The 16871-nt window shown below is 74.0% G+C and carries 15 protein-coding genes; 7 read left to right on the top strand and 8 right to left on the bottom strand.

The genetic code is table 11. From position 1 onward, the window contains the following. Window positions 1-147: 147 nt before the first annotated feature. The 4 genes from F1C15_RS05570 to F1C15_RS05555 form a co-directional block, all read right to left on the bottom strand. Window positions 148-711 carry a CoA-binding protein gene (locus tag F1C15_RS05570; RefSeq protein ID WP_056056755.1) on the bottom strand — a complete coding sequence of 188 codons (564 nt, stop codon included), beginning with the start codon at window positions 709-711 and terminating at the stop codon, window positions 148-150. After that, a complete protein-coding gene (locus F1C15_RS05565) occupies window positions 708-2006 on the bottom strand; it encodes an O-acetylhomoserine aminocarboxypropyltransferase/cysteine synthase family protein (RefSeq protein ID WP_056056753.1) in 1299 nt (432 codons plus the stop codon). Before F1C15_RS05565 ends, F1C15_RS05570 begins: the two co-directional genes overlap by 4 nt. 101 nt (window positions 2007-2107) lie before the next feature. Beyond that, window positions 2108-2518, bottom strand: a complete 411-nt coding sequence (locus F1C15_RS05560; RefSeq protein WP_185233472.1) for a hypothetical protein — start codon at window positions 2516-2518, stop codon at window positions 2108-2110. Further along, the gene (locus tag F1C15_RS05555) at window positions 2509-4212 is read right to left on the bottom strand and encodes a dolichyl-phosphate-mannose--protein mannosyltransferase (protein ID WP_185233470.1); all 1704 of its coding nucleotides are present in this window, start codon (window positions 4210-4212) and stop codon (window positions 2509-2511) included. Before F1C15_RS05555 ends, F1C15_RS05560 begins: the two co-directional genes overlap by 10 nt. 57 nt (window positions 4213-4269) lie before the next feature. Here F1C15_RS05555 and rsmI point away from each other — a divergent pair, with 57 nt between their 5' ends. Continuing rightward, on the top strand, window positions 4270-5100 hold the full coding sequence (gene rsmI / locus F1C15_RS05550) for a 16S rRNA (cytidine(1402)-2'-O)-methyltransferase (protein WP_056058944.1): 831 nt from the start codon (window positions 4270-4272) through the stop codon (window positions 5098-5100). A gap of 189 nt (window positions 5101-5289) precedes the next feature. On the opposite strand, the gene F1C15_RS05545 is transcribed toward rsmI, so the two are convergent. Further along, complete coding sequence (locus F1C15_RS05545; RefSeq protein ID WP_185233461.1) at window positions 5290-6222, bottom strand: type IV toxin-antitoxin system AbiEi family antitoxin domain-containing protein; 933 nt, start codon at window positions 6220-6222, stop codon at window positions 5290-5292. Window positions 6223-6507: 285 nt separating this feature from the next. Here F1C15_RS05545 and metG point away from each other — a divergent pair, with 285 nt between their 5' ends. The 5 genes from metG to F1C15_RS05520 are packed head-to-tail and all read left to right on the top strand — an operon-like array spanning window position 6508 to window position 11530. Further along, window positions 6508-8076, top strand: a complete 1569-nt coding sequence (metG, locus tag F1C15_RS05540; protein ID WP_056058938.1) for a methionine--tRNA ligase — start codon at window positions 6508-6510, stop codon at window positions 8074-8076. Continuing rightward, window positions 8073-9023 carry a TatD family hydrolase gene (locus F1C15_RS05535; RefSeq protein ID WP_167259921.1) on the top strand — a complete coding sequence of 317 codons (951 nt, stop codon included), beginning with the start codon at window positions 8073-8075 and terminating at the stop codon, window positions 9021-9023. Before metG ends, F1C15_RS05535 begins: the two co-directional genes overlap by 4 nt. Then, the gene (gene rsmA / locus F1C15_RS05530) at window positions 9023-9910 is read left to right on the top strand and encodes a 16S rRNA (adenine(1518)-N(6)/adenine(1519)-N(6))-dimethyltransferase RsmA (RefSeq protein WP_056056743.1); all 888 of its coding nucleotides are present in this window, start codon (window positions 9023-9025) and stop codon (window positions 9908-9910) included. Before F1C15_RS05535 ends, rsmA begins: the two co-directional genes overlap by 1 nt. 4 nt (window positions 9911-9914) lie before the next feature. After that, window positions 9915-10577 carry a DUF4287 domain-containing protein gene (locus F1C15_RS05525; RefSeq protein WP_219731572.1) on the top strand — a complete coding sequence of 221 codons (663 nt, stop codon included), beginning with the start codon at window positions 9915-9917 and terminating at the stop codon, window positions 10575-10577. Window positions 10578-10591: 14 nt separating this feature from the next. After that, window positions 10592-11530 carry a 4-(cytidine 5'-diphospho)-2-C-methyl-D-erythritol kinase gene (locus tag F1C15_RS05520; RefSeq protein ID WP_056056739.1) on the top strand — a complete coding sequence of 313 codons (939 nt, stop codon included), beginning with the start codon at window positions 10592-10594 and terminating at the stop codon, window positions 11528-11530. A 514-nt stretch (window positions 11531-12044) separates the two neighbouring features. On the opposite strand, the gene F1C15_RS05515 is transcribed toward F1C15_RS05520, so the two are convergent. Then, window positions 12045-13838 carry a hypothetical protein gene (locus F1C15_RS05515; RefSeq protein ID WP_185233459.1) on the bottom strand — a complete coding sequence of 598 codons (1794 nt, stop codon included), beginning with the start codon at window positions 13836-13838 and terminating at the stop codon, window positions 12045-12047. Here F1C15_RS05515 and F1C15_RS05510 point away from each other — a divergent pair. Next, window positions 13837-15120 (top strand): ThiF family adenylyltransferase, encoded by a 1284-nt coding sequence (locus F1C15_RS05510; RefSeq protein ID WP_185233457.1) that lies wholly within the window; start codon window positions 13837-13839, stop codon window positions 15118-15120. The genes F1C15_RS05515 and F1C15_RS05510 overlap by 2 nt on opposite strands. Before the next feature lie 239 nt (window positions 15121-15359). Here F1C15_RS05510 and F1C15_RS05505 read toward each other — a convergent pair whose 3' ends face one another. Together F1C15_RS05505 and moaA are read right to left on the bottom strand one after the other, a co-directional pair. Then, window positions 15360-15629 carry a MoaD/ThiS family protein gene (locus tag F1C15_RS05505; RefSeq protein WP_056056735.1) on the bottom strand — a complete coding sequence of 90 codons (270 nt, stop codon included), beginning with the start codon at window positions 15627-15629 and terminating at the stop codon, window positions 15360-15362. Between the two features lies 1 nt (window position 15630). After that, window positions 15631-16743, bottom strand: a complete 1113-nt coding sequence (gene moaA / locus F1C15_RS05500) for a GTP 3',8-cyclase MoaA (RefSeq protein ID WP_185233455.1) — start codon at window positions 16741-16743, stop codon at window positions 15631-15633. Window positions 16744-16871 lie beyond the last annotated feature (128 nt).

Raw genomic sequence — 16871 nt, 5'->3', positions numbered from 1 at the left:
CGTCGGTCCTGTGTCGGCGACGTCGTGCCGCCTCCCTCAGGCTGCGCCCCGGACGGGGGGTGCGGGCAGCCCCCCTGAGCTTTGCGAGAGTGGGCGTACCCCGTCGGTCCCCCTCCCGCACACCGGGTGGAGGCCCCGGGCCCGCGCCTAGCGCGACCGACGCGACGAGATGACGCCCGTGTCGAAGCCCATCAGGTTCAGCCCGCCGTTGAAGCGGGCGTGCTCGACCTTGATGCAGCGGTCCATGACGACGGTGAGGCCCTTCTCCTCGCCGTACCGCGCAGCCTCCTCGTCGTAGATCCCCAGCTGCACCCAGATCGTGCGGGCGCCGCTCGCCACGACGTCGTCGACCACCGACGCGATGTCGCTCGCCTTGCGGAACACGTCGACGATGTCGGGCACCTCGGGCAGCGACGCCAGGTCGGGGTAGGCCTTCTCGCCGAGGATCGTGTCGGCGTTCGGGTTGACGAAGTACACGCGCAGGTCGCTGGACTGCTGCAGGTACGTGCCGACGAAGTAGGAGGAGCGGGTGGCGTTGGGCGACGCGCCCACGATCGCGACGGACTTCGCCTCGCGGAGGATCGCCTGGCGCTCCTTCGCGGTCGGCCCGACCCAGGTGCGCTGCGACTTCAGCAGCTTGGCGAGCGGCGAGCTCGACGGCAGCTCGCAGGTGAGCCCGTTGGTCAGCTGCGTCGTGACGGTGTCGGTCATGACCGGTCTCCCTTGCTGGCTGCGGTCAGCGCCTGGTCGAGGTCGTCGATGATGTCGGCGGGGTCCTCGATGCCGACGCTGATGCGCACCGAGCCGGGCAGCACGCCGGCGTCGACCAGCTGCTGCTCGCTGAGCTGCGCGTGGGTCGTCGACCCGGGGTGGATCACGAGCGTCTTGGCGTCGCCGATGTTGGCGAGGTGGCTGGCGAGCTCGACCGACTCGATGAAGGTCTTGCCGGCGGCGCGGCCGCCCGCGAGCTCGAACGTGAAGACCGAGCCGGGCCCCTCGGGCAGGTACTTCGCCGCCCGCTCGTGGTGCGGGTGCTCGGGCAGGCCGGCCCAGCGCACCCGCTCGATGCGGGGGTCGGCGTCGAGCCACTCGGCGACCTGACGGGCGTTGTCGACGTGGGCGCGCATCCGGTACGGCAGGGTCTCGACACCCTGGGCGAGGAGGAACGCCGAGTGCGGGGCGAGCGCCGGCCCGATGTCGCGCAGCTGCTCGGCACGGAGGCGCGTGAGGAAGGCGTACTCGCCGAAGTTGCCCGACCAGTTCAGCCCGCCGTAGCTCGCCACCGGCTGGTCGAAGAGCGGGAACCTCTCGGTGTCCCACGCGAAGCGGCCCGACTCGACGACGACGCCGCCGAGGGTGGTGCCGTGCCCGCCGAGGAACTTCGTGGCCGAGTGGATCACCACGTCGGCGCCCCACTCGATCGGGCGGTTCAGGTAGGGGGTCGCGATGGTCGAGTCGACGATGAGGGGGATGCCCGCGGCGTGCGCGACCTCGGCGAGGCCCTCGAGGTCGGCGATCTCGCCGGAGGGGTTGGCGACGGTCTCGACGAAGAGCAGCTTCGTCGCGGGCGTGATCGCGGCGGCGTAGTCGGCCGGCTCGCTCGACTGCACGAACGTCGTCTCGACGCCGAACCGGCGCAGCGTGACGTCGAGCTGCGTGATCGACCCGCCGTACAGGTTGGCGCTCGCCACGATGTGGTCGCCGGCGCCCGCGAGGCTCGCGAAGGTGATGAACTGCGCGCTCAGCCCGCTCGAGGTGGCCACGGCCCCGAGGCCGCCCTCCAGGCTGGCGATGCGCTCCTCGAAGGAGGCGGTGGTCGGGTTCGCCAGGCGGCTGTAGATGTTGCCGTACTTCTGCAGGGCGAAGCGAGCCGCGGCGTCGTCGGTGTCGTCGAAGACGAAGGCGCTCGACTGGTAGATGGGGAGGGCGCGGGCGCCCGTCGCCGCGTCGGGGATGTTGCCCGCGTGGATAGCCCGCGTGCGGAAGCCGTACTCACGATCTGCCATGGGGCCACGCTAGCCGCTGCCCCTGACGGCCCCGGCTGGGAGGTCACAGAACTTCACAGTCGACCCGCACCTCCGGCGGGTGGGGAGGGACGAGCGACGGGTCAGAACGGGTTCGTGAGCCCGTCGACGACGGCCTCGATGGCCTCGCCCAGGACCTGCTTGACCCGGTGGGCGGCTTTGACGTGCCAGGGCGCCGAGCTCTCGAGGCTCCGCGCCGACGCGCGGCGGAGGACTCGGCGCGGGACCCTGCGGCGACACGGCTCGATGTCCGCGGCGGCGTCGGCCTCGACATCGGCGTCGGGGTCGGCCGCGTCACCGTCGCCCTGCGCGGCGCACTCGAGGCAGCGCGTGACCACCGGCTCGTGCGCCCCCGGGTGTGCCGTCCACGTGTGGCCGCAGGCCTCGCAGCGGGCGGCGGCCAGGCGACGGCGGGCGGCCCGGCCGGAGGGGCTCGGCCCGGCCGGGGACTTCGACCAGGTCTCGGGGGCGGGGGAGGCGCCGCCTACTTCCACGACGGGATCCAGTAGTGCAGGCGGATCCACTCCCAGTCCATCTGCTGGGCCGTCCACATCGGGTACCACCAGACCGACACGGCGACGGCCAGCACGAGGAAGCCCGCCGTGATCGAGAGGCCGCGGCGGCGACGGTCGAGGTCGTCGGTGCGGCGCCCCAACAGCAGTCCGATCACCGCGGCGAGGCCGAGCAGGAGGTAGGGCTCGAAGGCGATCGTGTAGAACTGGAACACCGTGCGGCCGGAGAACGCCAGCCACGGCAGGTAGCCCGCCGCGATGCCGACGAGGATCGCCCCGTGCCGCCACTCGCGGTGCCGCACCACCCGCCAGAGCAGGTAGAGGCAGGCCGCGACCGCGGCGTACCAGATCAGCGGGTTCGCGATCGAGGTGATCGCCTCGCCGCAGCGGGCGACGTCGCAGCCGGCCTGCCCGAGGTCGGTGCCCTGGTAGTACATGCTCGTCGGCCGGAGCATCAGCAGCCAGGTGAACGGGTTCGCCTGGTAGTCGTGCGGCGTCTGCAGCCCGACGTTGAAGGCGTAGACACCGGCCTCGTAGTGCCAGAAGTTCTGCACGACGTCAGGCACCCAGGCCAGTGCGCCCGTCCAGCGCTCGCCGGTCTCCTGCACCCAGTCGCGGTAGTACCCGCCGCCGGTGACGAACCAGCCCGTCCAGCTCACCAGGTACGCCACGACGGCGATCGGCACCGTGAGGAGGAAGCTCACCGGCGCCTGCTTGAAGAGGGTGCCCGACAGCCAGAACTCGACGCCGGCCCGGCGTCGGGCCAGCACGTCGACGACGACGGTGTAGACGGCGAACACGGCCAGGAAGTAGAGGCCGTTCCACTTGACGGCCGTCGCGAGGCCGCACATCAGCCCCGCGGTGACGAGCCAGGGGCGCGACCACAGGGCAGGGCCCCAGGCGGTGTCCCGACCGGCACCGCGCCTCCTCGCCAGCCAGGCCTCGAGACGGCCGGCGCTCTGTCGCCGGTCGAGCAGGACGGCGCCGAAGGCCAGCAGCCCGAACAGCATGACGAAGTTGTCGAGCAGCGAGACCCGCGACATCACGATCGCGTGGCCGTCGATCGCCATCAGGAAGCCGGCGATCGTGCCGACGAGCGTCGAGCGCAGCAGCACCGTGCCGATGACGGCGACGAGGGCCACCGCGAGCACGCCCGCGATCGCCGTGCTGAGCCGCCAGCCCGCCGGGTCGCCGGGGCCGAGGGCGGCCATGCCGAGCGAGATGAGCCACTTGCCGAGCGGGGGGTGCGCGACGAAGGAGGGGCTGGTCAGGAACCCGTCGGCGCCGCCCGCCGCGAACGAGGCGTCGTAGTCGGTCGGCCACGAGCCCTCGTAGCCGAGCTCGTGGAGGGTCCACGCGTCCTTGACGTAGTAGGTCTCGTCGAAGACGAGCGTGCCGGGCACCCCGAGGTGCCAGAGCCGCAGCAGGGCCGCGAGCACGGTGACGCCGATCGGGCCGCCCCAGCGCCAGGCGGTGCGACGTCCGGGGGTCGAGAGCAGCCGGCCCCACCAGGCGTCGACGCGGGTGAGGCGCGGGGCGTGCGCCGGCGGCGGGGCGGTCTCGCCGGCCTCGCCCAGGCCCGGGGCGGAGCCCTGCGCGAGGCCGTCAGGGCCCCGGGGAGGCGCGCCCTCGGCCTCGAGGAGCGCGTCGAACTCGCGCTCGCCCGGGGTCGTCATCGGGCCATCGTATTCGGCGCGTCGAGCGGCTCCGTCGCGCCGGGGGAGAATGACCGGGTGATCGTTCTCGCCGCGACCCCCATCGGCAACCTCGGCGACGCCTCGACGCGTCTCGTCGAGGCCCTCCGCAACGCCGAGGTGATCGCCGCGGAGGACACCCGCACGGCCATCCACCTCATGCGCGCCCTCGGCGTCGAGAACCGCCCGCGGCTCATCGCCCTGCACGAGCACAACGAGCGCGAGAAGGCGGGCGAGCTCGTGGAGCTGGCCCGCGCCTCCGACGTCCTGGTGCTGACCGACGCCGGGATGCCCGCCATCAGCGACCCCGGGTTCCCGCTCGTCGAGGCCGCCGCCGCCGCCGGCGTCACGGTCACCGCGCTGCCCGGCCCCTCGGCGGTGCTGATGGCGCTCGCCGTGTCGGGCCTGCCCACCGACCGCTTCAGCTTCGAGGGGTTCCTGCCGCGCAAGCAGGGCGACAGGCTGCGGGTGCTCGGCGCCCTCGTCGACGAGCGCCGCACGATGGTGTTCTTCGAGTCGCCGCACCGTCTCGCCGACTCGCTCGGCGACGTCGCGACCGCCCTCGGCGCCGACCGCCGCGTCGTCGTCTGCCGCGAGCTGACGAAGATGCACGAGGAGGTGCGGCGCGGGTCGGCCGCCGACCTCGCCGCCTGGGCGGCCGACGGCGTGCGCGGCGAGATCTGCGTCGTGGTCGAGGGGGCCCCCGAGCGCGAGTTCGACCTCGCCGCCGGGCTCGCGCAGGTGCAGGCGCTCGTCGCCGACGGCGCCCGCCTCAAGGAGGCCTCCGCCGACGTGGCCGCCGCCACCGGCCTCTCCCGCCGCGACCTCTACCAGGCCGCCCTCGCCGCCCGGGCCCCCCGCCCCTCCTGACCCGCCCCCGGGGCGCGGCGCCCCCCGCCCGGCCGGCCCGGCCTGTCCAGTGCGGCGGGTTGGTGTCCTCCTGGGCGGGCGAGCGCCCGCCCGCCCACAGGGACACGAACCCGCCGCACCGTTCGTGCTGCACCGCCGGGGAGGACGTCGACCCGCCGACCATGGCCGACAGCGAGCGTTCACCGCGGCTCACCAGTCCCGCGGCACGGTGGTCCCGCGCATCATCGCCTCGAACGCGGCCCTGTTCCAGACCCGGTCCCAGGTCGGGCGGCGGAAGTCGTACCCCTGCTCCCGGAGATCGTCTTCCCGGACCTTCTCGTCCCAGTGTTCGTCTCCGGTCATGAGCTCGGCCTCCGGCCCGTACTTGTACCGGCCGTCCGCCTCGAGCACCAGGCCGGGCCCGGTCGACCCCGGCAGCTCGCGCCACAGGCAGTCGACCTCGGCCCGGCGACCCGTCAGCAGCCGGAGGCGCACCTGCTGCTCGGGGCGACGCCAGCCGCCCTCGAAGCACCTGACCTGGACGAGCGACTCGAGCGGCGACTGCGACAGCGGGGTGCCCAGCCCCAGTGCGGATCTCGCCCGCCGCGCGCCGGGATGGCGGGGGCGCCGCTCCAGCTCGTCCGACAGCTCGTCCAGCTCGACCATCCCGTGGAGGAGGGCGTGGTCGATCATCGGCACGGAGACGATCAAGGAGTGCGCGAGGGCGACGTCGACGAGCGTCCGTGCCAGGGGCGTCAGCCAGAAGTCGCCGATCGGCACCGGGTCGCAGGGCAGCGTCGAGCGGTGCGCCCGGATGCTGGCCTCCGACCGGCCGCCCGACACCTCGGTGCGGAGCGCGTCGAGCCGGTCGGGGAGCCCGCCGACGACGGGCAGCCCGAAGAGGACGGCCGCCGAGCGGTGGCTCACCACGAGTTCTCGGGGGCGCGTGGCGACCACGGCACGTGCCCGCGCGACGAAGCGCCCCCTCGCGTCCAGGGCCTGCCAGACGTCTCCCTCGAGGTAGGCCCCCGGGGCGACCCGGACGAGCACGCCCCTCCGGGTGAGTCGGCTCTGCGCGTTGCGGTCGACGCCGCGACGGGCGAGTTGGCGGGAGGTCGCGATGACCAGGTCTGAGGGGTCCACGGAGGTGATCCTGGGAGACGACCCGCGACTCCCTGGCGTCCTTCCGTGGGGCTGCGGAGGGACCGGCGCTCCCGCGTCCTGGGGAGGGACGCCGTCGAGCGCAGGTGCGGCGGATCCGTGTCCTGGTGGGCGGGTCGTCGCGCACCCGCCCACGAGGACGACGACCCGCCGCAGCCGGCGAGGCGAGGAGAGCGCGCCGCCGAGGCCCGGCACCTGCCCTGAGGAGGCCCGGGGGGAGGCGCGGGCCGCGTCACGGGGGCGGTGGCCGCACCTAAGATGGTGGCCATGCCCGCCGGCGACTCCTTCTTCATCGCAACGCCCATCTTCTACGTCAACGACGTGCCGCACATCGGCCACGCCTACACCGAGGTCGCGGCCGACGTGCTCGCGCGCTGGCACCGCCAGCGCGGCGACGACACGTGGCTGCTGACCGGCACCGACGAGCACGGCCAGAAGATCCTGCGCACCGCGACCAGCCACGACGTCACCCCGCAGCAGTGGGCCGACAAGCTCGTCACCGAGTCCTGGAAGCCGCTGCTCGAGACCGTCGACATCAGCAACGACGACTTCATCCGCACGACCGACGAGCGCCACGAGGCCGGCGTGCAGAAGTTCCTGCAGAAGCTGTACGACGACGGGTTCATCTACCAGGGCGAGTTCGAGGGCTCGTACTGCGTCGGCTGCGAGGAGTACAAGCAGCCCGGCGACCTCGTCGAGGGCACCGGGCCGTTCGAGGGCGAGCAGGTCTGCGCGATCCACTCGAAGCCCGTCGAGCTGCTGAAGGAGAACAACTACTTCTTCCGCATGAGCGACTTCGAGCAGCGCCTGCTCGACCTCTACGAGCAGCAGCCCGACTTCGTGCAGCCCGAGACCGTGCGCAACGAGATCGTGCAGTTCGTGCGGCAGGGCCTCCGCGACCTCTCCATCTCGCGCCAGAGCTTCGACTGGGGCGTCAAGGTCCCGTGGGACGAGGAGCACGTCGTCTACGTCTGGTTCGACGCCCTCCTCAACTACGTCACCGCCATCGGCTACGGCGTCGACGACGAGCAGTTCCGTCGACGCTGGCCGGCCGTGCAGCTCGTCGGCAAGGACATCGCCCGGTTCCACGCCGTCATCTGGCCCGCCATGCTCATGGCCGCGGGCCTCCCGGTGCCGAAGGCGGTCTTCGGCCACGGCTGGCTGCTCGTCGGCGGCGAGAAGATGTCGAAGTCGAAGCTGACCGGCATCGCCCCGCAGCAGATCACCGACGTCTTCGGCGCCGACGCGTTCCGCTACTACTTCATGCGCGCCATCACGTTCGGCCAGGACGGCAACTTCAGCTGGGAGGACATCGCGGCCCGATACCAGGCCGAGCTCGCGAACGGCTTCGGCAACCTGGCCTCCCGCGTCGTCGCGATGATCACCCGCTACTTCGACGGGGTCGTCCCCGTCGCCGGCGAGCTGACCGACGCCGACCTCGCGATCCGCGAGACCGAGCTGCGCGTGACAGCCGCGGCCGACGCCGCGATCGAGCGCTTCGCGATCAACGAGGCGCTGGCGTCCATCTGGGAGCTCGTCGACGCTCTCAACGGCTACATCACCGAGCAGGAGCCCTGGGCCCTCGCCAAGCACGACGACCAGCGTGAGCGCCTCGCGACGGTGCTCAGCACCGCCCTCCGCGGCCTCGGCACGCTCACCGTGCTGCTCTCGCCCTTCATCCCGACCGCGACGCACACGCTGTGGGAGTCCATCGGCCAGGGCACGCTGACCAGCCAGCCGGTCGACCGGGCCGCCGAGTGGTCGAGCGCGCCGGCCGTCGTGCCGCTCGCCGCCGGGCTCTTCCCGCGCATCGAGCAGCCGGAGCCGGCGGCGTGAGCGACGCCGACCGCGACGCGGCCGCCCCCGGGGGCGACGCTCCCGCGCACGTCCGCCACCGCGCCTCCACCGAGTCCGGCGGGCAGACGCGCGACCTGACGTACCCGCCGAGTCCGCAGGCCCTCGTCGTGCCCGTGTACGACAACCACACGCACCTCGAGATCGCCGACGGCGAGAACTCGCTCGACTACCGCGAGCACCTCGACCGGGCGTCGAGCGTCGGCGTCCGCGGGGTCGTGCAGGTCGGCACCGACCTCGAGACGTCGCGCTGGTCGGCCGCGATCGCCGCCCGCGAGCCGCGCGTGCTCGCCGCCGTCGCGCTGCACCCCAACGAGGCGCCCGCCCTCGCCGCCCGCGGCGAGCTGGCCGACGCCCTCGCCGAGATCGACGAGCTCGCTTCGCGCCCCCGCGTGCGGGCGATCGGCGAGACCGGGCTCGACTTCTTCCGCACCGGCGAGGAGGGCCGCGACGCCCAGATCGAGTCGTTCGTCGCCCACGTCGAGATCGCGAAGAAGCACGGCCTGGCCCTGCAGATCCACGATCGCGACGCCCACGACGAGGTCGTCGACCTGCTGCTCGAGGTCGGCGCCCCCGACAAGACCGTCTTCCACTGCTTCAGCGGCGGCCCCGAGCTCGCGAGCATCCTCGCCGAGAACGGCTGGTACGCCTCGTTCGCGGGCACCGTCACGTTCAAGAACGCGCAGCCCCTCCGCGACGCGCTGGTGCAGCTGCCCCGCAGCCTCGTCATGGTCGAGACCGACGCGCCGTACCTCACGCCGACGCCGTTCCGCGGCCGGCCAAACGCGCCGTACCTCATCCCGCACACGCTGCGGTCGATGGCCGAGACGATCGGCACCGATGTGTCGATGCTCGCCGCCCAGATCTCGTCGAACACCGAGCTGGTCTACGGCTCGTGGACGGACGAGCCCGTGACGGTCGAGGGCTGATGTCGCGCTCGACCCTGCTGGGCCCCGCCGAGATCCGCGACCTCGCCGACCTGCTCGGCATCCAGCCGACGAAGAAGCTCGGCCAGAACTTCGTCCACGACGCCAACACGGTGCGGCGCATCGTCGCGGCCTCCGGCGTCTCGGCCGGCATGTCGGTCGTCGAGATCGGCCCGGGCCTCGGCTCGCTCACCCTCGGCCTGCTCGAGGCGGGGGCCGACGTCGTCGCCGTCGAGATCGACAAGCGCCTCGCCGAGCAGCTGCCGAAGACCGTCCAGCTGCTGCAGCCGGCCGCCGACCTGCGGGTGATCGTCGACGACGCGATGCGCGTCGTCGCGCTGCCCTCCGAGCCGTCGCACCTCGTCGCGAACCTGCCCTACAACATCAGCGTGCCCGTGCTGCTGCACTTCCTCGAGCACTTCCCGTCGCTCGAGCGCGGGCTCGTCATGGTCCAGGCCGAGGTCGGCCTGCGCCTCGCCGCCGAGCCCGGCTCGAAGATCTACGGCGCCCCGAGCATCAAGGCGGCCTGGTACGGCGAGTTCTCGACGGCCGGCCAGGTCAGCCGCCAGGTGTTCTGGCCCGTGCCGAACGTCGACAGCATCCTCGTCGCGTTCGACCGGCGCGAGCCCCGCGGCACCGAGCAGGAGCGCCTCGCCGTCTTCGAGCTGGTCGACGGCGCCTTCCAGCAGCGACGCAAGATGCTCCGCCAGTCGCTCTCGGGCGTCTTCGGGTCGTCGGCGGCCGCCTCCGAGGCGCTGGTCGCCGCCGGGCTCGAGCCGACCGAGCGCGGCGAGCAGCTGACCGTCGACGACTTCCTCCGCATCGTGCGCGCGAGCGGACGTGGGGGAGGCGCCGCCCCGGTCGCCGAGGGCGCTCCCGAGGCAGACTGACCCCGTGAGCACCCACGACGACCCCTCGACGCCGCGTCGTCGCGCGTCGTCGGATCGCCGGTCCGCCGACGGCGCGACCGCTGCCGCCGCAGCCTCAGCCGCCGCGGGAGGCGTGCCCCCGCGCGGCGTCAGCGGCCACGAGCAGACCATGAGCGACGCCCGGCTCGGCGCCGGCACCGGCCGCAGCGCCGAGCAGTGGTTCGCCCTCCTCGACGCGGCGGGCTCCACGACGCGGTCGCACACGCAGATCGCGCGCTGGCTGGTCGACGAGCACGAGGTGCCGGGCTGGTGGGCTCAGAGCATCACCGTGCGGTACGAGCAGGCCAGGGGGATGCGCCTCCCCGGTCAGCAGGCCGACGGCACGTTCTCGGTGTCGGTCAGCCGCAGCCTGCGCGGCGGCCAGCTCGAGCTGCTCGACCTCGCGGTCGAGCGCTTCGCCGCCTTCGCGGGCGGCCCGCCCGACTCGACGAGCCGCTCGGCGAAGCACCCCACGGCGCGCTGGCGGCTGCCGAGCGACGAGTCGCTGCTGCTCACCGTGGCTCCGCCGGTGGGCGGCAAGTGCTCCGTCAGCCTGACCCTCAGCAGGCTCCGCCTGCCCGAGCGGGTCGAACCCGTCAAGCAGGAGCTCACGAAGGCCTTCCGCGTCGTGAGCGACCGGCAGATCTGACTAGGTTGGGAGTCATGACGACCGTGGCCGCCCCGACCGTGGTCCACACGCGTGCCCCCGGCAAGATCAACGTCTTCCTGGCCGTCGGCGACCTGCAGGGCGACGGCTACCACGAGCTGGCGACCGCCTACCAGGCCGTCTCGCTCTACGAGGACGTGCGGGCGCGCCACTCCGACGACTTCACCGTGCGCGTCTCGGCGGGCCCGGGCGTCGACGTCTCCGGCGTGCCCACCGACGAGAGCAACCTGGCCATCAAGGCCGCCCGCCTCCTCGCCGCCACGACGGGCTGGGCCGGCGGCGTCGACCTCACCATCGACAAGGCCGTGCCGGTCGCCGGCGGCATGGGCGGCGGCTCGGCCGACGCGGCGGCGACCCTGCTCGCGTGCGACACCCTGTGGCAGACCGGCGTGGGGCGCGACGAGCTGCTGCGGCTCGCGGCCGAGCTCGGGGCCGACGTGCCCTTCGCCTTCGCCGGGGGCACCGCCGTCGGCACCGGTCGCGGCGACGAGCTGAGCCCCGCCCTCGCCAAGGGGCAGTTCCAGTGGGTGCTCGCCCTCGCCGACTTCGGCCTCTCGACCCCCACCGTCTACCGCGAGCTCGACGAGCACCGCCGCCGCCACCAGAGCGACATCGCGCCGGTGCGGCAGCCCGTCGTCGACGCCGGGGTGCTGCAGGCGCTGCGCGCCGGCGACGCCGGCATGCTCGCCGACAGCATGCACAACGACCTCCAGGCGCCGGCGCTGCACCTCGAGCCGGGTCTCTCCGCGGTGCTCGAGCTCGGCGAGAGCAACGGGGCGCTGGCGGGCATCGTCTCCGGCTCGGGGCCGACCGTGGCGTTCCTCACCGCCGACCTCGACAGCGCCCTCGAGCTGCAGATCGCGCTCAGCGCGGCACGGCTCACGGTGCTGAGGGCGACGGGGCCGGTGCACGGCGCCCGCGTCGTCGCCGACTGAGGCGGGCGTGAGAGCCGCGCCGGCCGGAGCCGACCATTCTCGCCCGACCGGAGCGGGACCTGGACCGGGACCTGTCGGCTCGACCCGCGACTCCTCGACGCCTGACTCCGAGACGGCGATCCGAGAGAGATCCGTTCTGCCGAGCCCCGAGACCAGGGCTGCCCAGCCGCCTGCGGGCTGATCACTCTCGAATTTGAGACCCGCGTCGGCCGGATCTCCCCGTTTCTCCGCCGCCGAGGTCGGAACCGGACGACCCGCGCTCCGCGACTCCTCGACTCGCGACTCTCCGACCCGCGACTCCCCGACTCCGCGACCCCTCGACCCGCGATGCGAGAGAGATCCGTGCTCCCCAGACCTGAGATCGGGCCGTTCAGGCCGCGCGCGGGCCGATCACTCTCACATTGGGAGGGAGAGAGGCTGGGAGCAGGAGCAGGAGCAGGAGCAGGAGCAGGGGCGGCGTCGGCCCGCAGCGGCGCCCGCCACCAGGGCCGCCACCAGCGGCACCCGCCACCGCTCAGCGCGTGTAGCGCAGCACGTTCGTGCGGGTCAGCGACCACTCCTCGTCGAGGTGGAACCCGACGCTGCCGAGCTCGTCGGTGACGCGGGGGCGCCAGTCCTGCTTGTCGCTCGTGATCAGCCAGACGACGTCGAGGTCGGCCGTGCGGTCGAGCACGTCGCCGAGGTCGTGCTGGGTCTCCCACAGGCCGTCGGTCTCGGCGCCGGGCGTCTCGAGGGTGAAGTCGGACATGCCCTCGAACGCGGCCGGGTAGGTGTCCTGGATGATCCGCGACGTGGCGTGGGGGTGACGCCGCACGGGGCCGAAGACGAGTCCCTCCGCGGTGCCGGCGGGCTCCTCCGCGCGCTCGCGGGCGACGAGGGCCGCGACCTGGTCCCAGGCCGCGGAGTCCTTGGCCTCGGGCTCGCGCTGCTCGAGCCAGCTGGGGGTCGTGAGCACGACGGCCACGAGCAGCACGAGGGCGATCACGCGCCGCCAGGGGATCGCGGCCACGGCGACGGCCATCGTCATGGCGACGGCGGGGGTGCCGAAGGTCAGGTACCGGGGCGAGTACAGCGGGTCGACGACCAGCGAGACGCCGACGAGCCCGACCGTCGGCACGATGAGCCAGGGCAGCACGACCTCGGCGAAGCCGCGCGCGGCCGGGGCGAGGCGCAGCGCCAGCACGACGAGGGTCGACGCCATCGCGAGGATCGCGAAGACGGCGAAGTTCTCGTTGCCGATGAACCACTGGGTCACCAGCACGCCGCGCAGGGTGTCGAAGTTCGGCCGCTCGATCCAGCTGACCTGCCCGTTCTGCCCCGAGATGAACCAGGCGAGCGGGAGGCAGGCGAGGCCGGCCACGACGGCGCCGCCGAACCACCCGACGAAGGCGCGGCGCGACGAGCGCACCGAGTCGCGCACGACGCCGCCGAGCTGGGTCGCGGTGCGGAGCGGCCCCGTGGCCGACCCCGCGGCGGCGCCGGCCGGCACGACGACGACCGAGCCCGTGCGGGCCCACTCGTCGACGCGCCCCACCTGGTCGCGCTGGTCACGGTGGTCGCGCACGACCCGGACGATCATCGTCACGGCGTGGCCGACGACGAGCAGCGCCAGGTAGAGGAAGAACGCGGCGGCGACGACCGCGAGCACCCCGTAGGCGACCCACCAGAGCGCCACCGAGCGGCGGGTGCGGGCCACGCCGTCCTCCGAGGTGCGGCGGGCGGCCACGACGAGCACGAGGGTCAGGGCGACGGCGAACATCGCCGACAGGGCGTACGAGCGGCCCTCGCCGCCCATCCAGGTGACGCGGGGCAGCAGGCAGAACAGCAGGCCGGCCACGACGGCGGTGCGGCGGTCCACGAGGATGCGCGTGAGGGCCACCGTGAACCCGGCCGCGGCGCCCGTCGCGAGGGCGCTCGGCACGCGCAGCGACGTCGGCGAGTACGGGAAGACGTCGAACCAGAGGTGCATGAAGGCGTAGTACGTGGCGTGCACGAGGTCGACGGTGTGGATCATCGTCCAGAGCTGGCCCCAGGTGCGGGTGGCCGAGACGACCGTCGCGGCCTCGTCGTACCAGACCGAGGGCACCCCGAGGAAGGCCCCCGACACCACGGTCGCGAGCAGGCCGATGAGGACGGCGTCGGCGTGACGGGCGTGCAGGAGGCGCGCGACGGCCCCGCGAGGGCGCCCGGCCGGGCGGTCGGCACGGCCGTCGGCGGTGCCGGGGGCCGTGCCGTCGGCGGTGCCGGTGGTCGGGGATACAGTGGGCGCGGCCGCGTCGCCCGCGGCTGGTCTCAGGAGGTCCGCCATGTCGTCACTGCCCCCTCTCGTGTCGTCTGTCAGGGTGTCCGCCGCGCGGGCCGTCGCCGGCCCGGAGGGGTCGGCCACCGCCCCGGAGGACGACGTGCGCTGGTCGCGCAGCGTCCGCCTGCCGGGCTTCGGTCTCGACGCCCAGGGCCGGCTGCGGGCAGCGCGGGTGCTGGTCGTGGGTGCCGGTGGGCTGGGCGCACCAGTCGTCCAATATCTCGCAGCCTCCGGTGTGGGGACGCTGGGAATGGTCGACGACGACGTCGTCGACCGCTCGAACCTACAACGTCAGGTGCTCTTCTCGCCGAGCGACGTCGGCCGGCCGAAGGCCCACGTCGCGGCCGAGCGCGTCCGTGCCGCGGCCCCGGAGGTCGAGGTCGTCGTGCACCCCGTGCGGCTCACGGCGGTGACCGCGTCGCTCCTCGACGGGTACGACCTCGTCGTCGACGGCAGCGACTCGTTCGACACCTGCTACCTCGTCGCCGACGAGGCCGCGGCCCGGGGGCTGCCCGTCGTCTGGGGGTCCGTCTCCCGCTTCGACGGCCAGGTCTCCGTCTTCTGGGACGCCGCCCCCGACGGCCGGGCCGTCGACTACCGCGACCTGCACCCGGCGCCGCCGGCCTCCGGCTGGGACGAGTCCTGCGCCGACGTCGGCGTCCTCGGCCCGCTCTGCGGCACCGTGGGCGGCGTCATGGCCTCCGAGGCGGTCAAGCTGCTGACGGGCGTCGGCGAGCCCCTCCTCGGCCGCGTGGTCACCCTCGACGCCCTCGGCGGCTCGTGGCGCGAGAGCCGGCTGCGGCGGGCTCCGCACCGGGCGGCCGAGCGGGAGCGCGCGGCCGCGGCCCGGCGGCGGGCCGACCCCGAGGAGTCGCGGGTCGAGCCGAGCGCGTCGGCGGGCCCGGTCGTGACCACCGCCTCCCCGGCTGCTCCTGCCGCCCCCTCGGAGGCTCGGGCCGTCGGGCCCGACGTGAGCGCCGACGACCTCGCCGAGCTGCTCACGGCGCGGGAGGAGGGCGTGGCCGAGTTCACCCTGCTCGACGTGCGGGAGCCCGACGAGCACGACTTCGCGCACCTGCCGGGCGACGTCACGGCGCCCGGCCTCGGCGTGCGGACGCGGCAGCGGCCCGAGCTCGACCCCGCGGTGCCCGTGATCGTCTACTGCGCACGGGGGCCCCGGGCACGGGCGGCCGCCGACCTGCTCGCGGGGGAGGGCTTCGACGTGGCCGTGCTCGACGGCGGCATGCTCGGCTGGCAGCTGCGCGCCGACGCCGCGGCCCGTCGCTGAGGCCGCCCGTCCCCGCCCGCAGCTGACGCGCCACGTCCCCGCCCGCTGACCGGTGGCGGCGCATTTTCTCAAATTTGAGAGTGATCCGGTGAGAACGAGGGTCGGAGCCCCGGCCCTGCGGTGCTGGCGACCGAGATGCTCTCGTTCTGCGCCGCCGCGCGCTCGACTGAGCCGCCGCCCGACTCCGCGCCCCGCGCCGCCCGCCCGGTCGGCTCAGCCCGCGCCGCCGCGCGCCCGGCTCAGCCGCCGGCGAACGGCGGCATGACGTCGACGACGTCGCCGTCCGCCACGAGCTGCTCGCGGTCGCGCGTCGTGAGCCCGTCGACGAGGAACGAGCAGCGCAGCAGCACGTCGCGCCAGTCGGCGGCCGACGTGCCCTCGACCGGCCGCACCTCGGCGAGCAGCCGCCCGACGGTCGCGCGCTCGTCGTCGGGCAGCTCGACGACCTGCTCGTCGAGGCCGACGGCCGCGCGGGCCGCCGCGAAGAACCTCAGGGTCGCTCGGGTCACGTCAGCCTCCGATGGCGCTCATCGACCGCGCGGGCTGCACGAAGTCGGGTCGGTCGATGCCGTGCGAGGCGGGCTTCGTCCACATCGCCCCGCGCCAGAGGTCGGCGAGCTCGCGGTCGTCGGCCCCGGCCCGCATCGGGTCGCGGAGCCCGGTCTCGGCGTCGCCGAACAGGCAGCTCCGCACGCCGCCCTCGGCGGTGAGCCGGGTGCGGCGGCAGTCGCCGCAGAAGGGGTCGCTGACCGAGGCGATGATGCCCACGGTGCCGGCCAGCCCGGCGTCGGCGCCGTGGCCCACGACGTCGAAGCGCTCGGCGGGCGCGCCGTCGCGCGGTGCGGCGTGGGGGCTGAGCACGAAGCGCTCGGCGAGGCGCGTGCGGATGTCGAGGGAGGTGACGAAGGAGTCGCGCTCCCAGGTGTGGTCGGCGTCGAGGGGCATCTGCTCGATGAACCGCAGCTCGTGGCCGCCGGCGAGCGCCCAGGCCAGCAGGTCGGCGGCCTCGTGGTCGTTGACGCCCGGCAGCAGCACCGCGTTGATCTTGACCGGGGTGAGGCCCGCGGCGGCTGCGGCGTCGACGCCCGCGAGCACCTTGTCGAGGAAGGGGCGTCGGGTGAGCTGCGTGAAGGTCTGGGCGTGCAGCGAGTCGAGCGACACGTTCACGCGGTCGAGGCCCGCGTCGCGGAGCGCCTGGGCCCGCTGCGCCAGGCCGATCGCGTTCGTCGTGAGCGACACGTCGGGCCGGGGCTCGAGCGCCGCGACGCGACGGACGATGTCGACGAGGTCGGCCCGCAACAGCGGCTCGCCGCCGGTGAAGCGCACCTGCCGCACGCCGAGGTCGCGCACGCCGATCGCGACGAGGCGCACGATCTCGTCGGCGCTGAGGGCCTGGTCCTTCGGCAGCCAGGGCAGCCCCTCGGCCGGCATGCAGTAGGTGCAGCGCAGGTTGCACTTGTCGGTCAGCGACACCCGGAGGTCGCTGGCGACGCGCCCGAAGCGGTCGAGCAGGCCGGGGGCCCGGTCGGCGGAGGGGCGCGCGGGGAGGCCGGCGTCGGCGCTGCCGGCTCCGACCTCGCCGGTGCGCCGGGGGAGGGCTGGCAACCCGAGCGAGACCGTCATGCGACGACTGTAGGCGAACCACGCGGACGCCGCAGGCCGGAGGCGCGGTGACCGCGGTGCGCACAGGCCCGGTCGCGCTGCCGCCGGCTCGGCGCGGGGCCGTCGGGGGTCGTCCCGGGGGAGTCGGC

It is taken from the genome of Frigoribacterium sp. NBH87 (assembly GCF_014217665.1).
Lineage (GTDB): Bacteria > Actinomycetota > Actinomycetes > Actinomycetales > Microbacteriaceae > Frigoribacterium > Frigoribacterium endophyticum.
The sequence above is the reverse complement of the archived record's forward strand: the minus strand, read 5'-3'. Positions and strand labels throughout refer to the sequence as shown.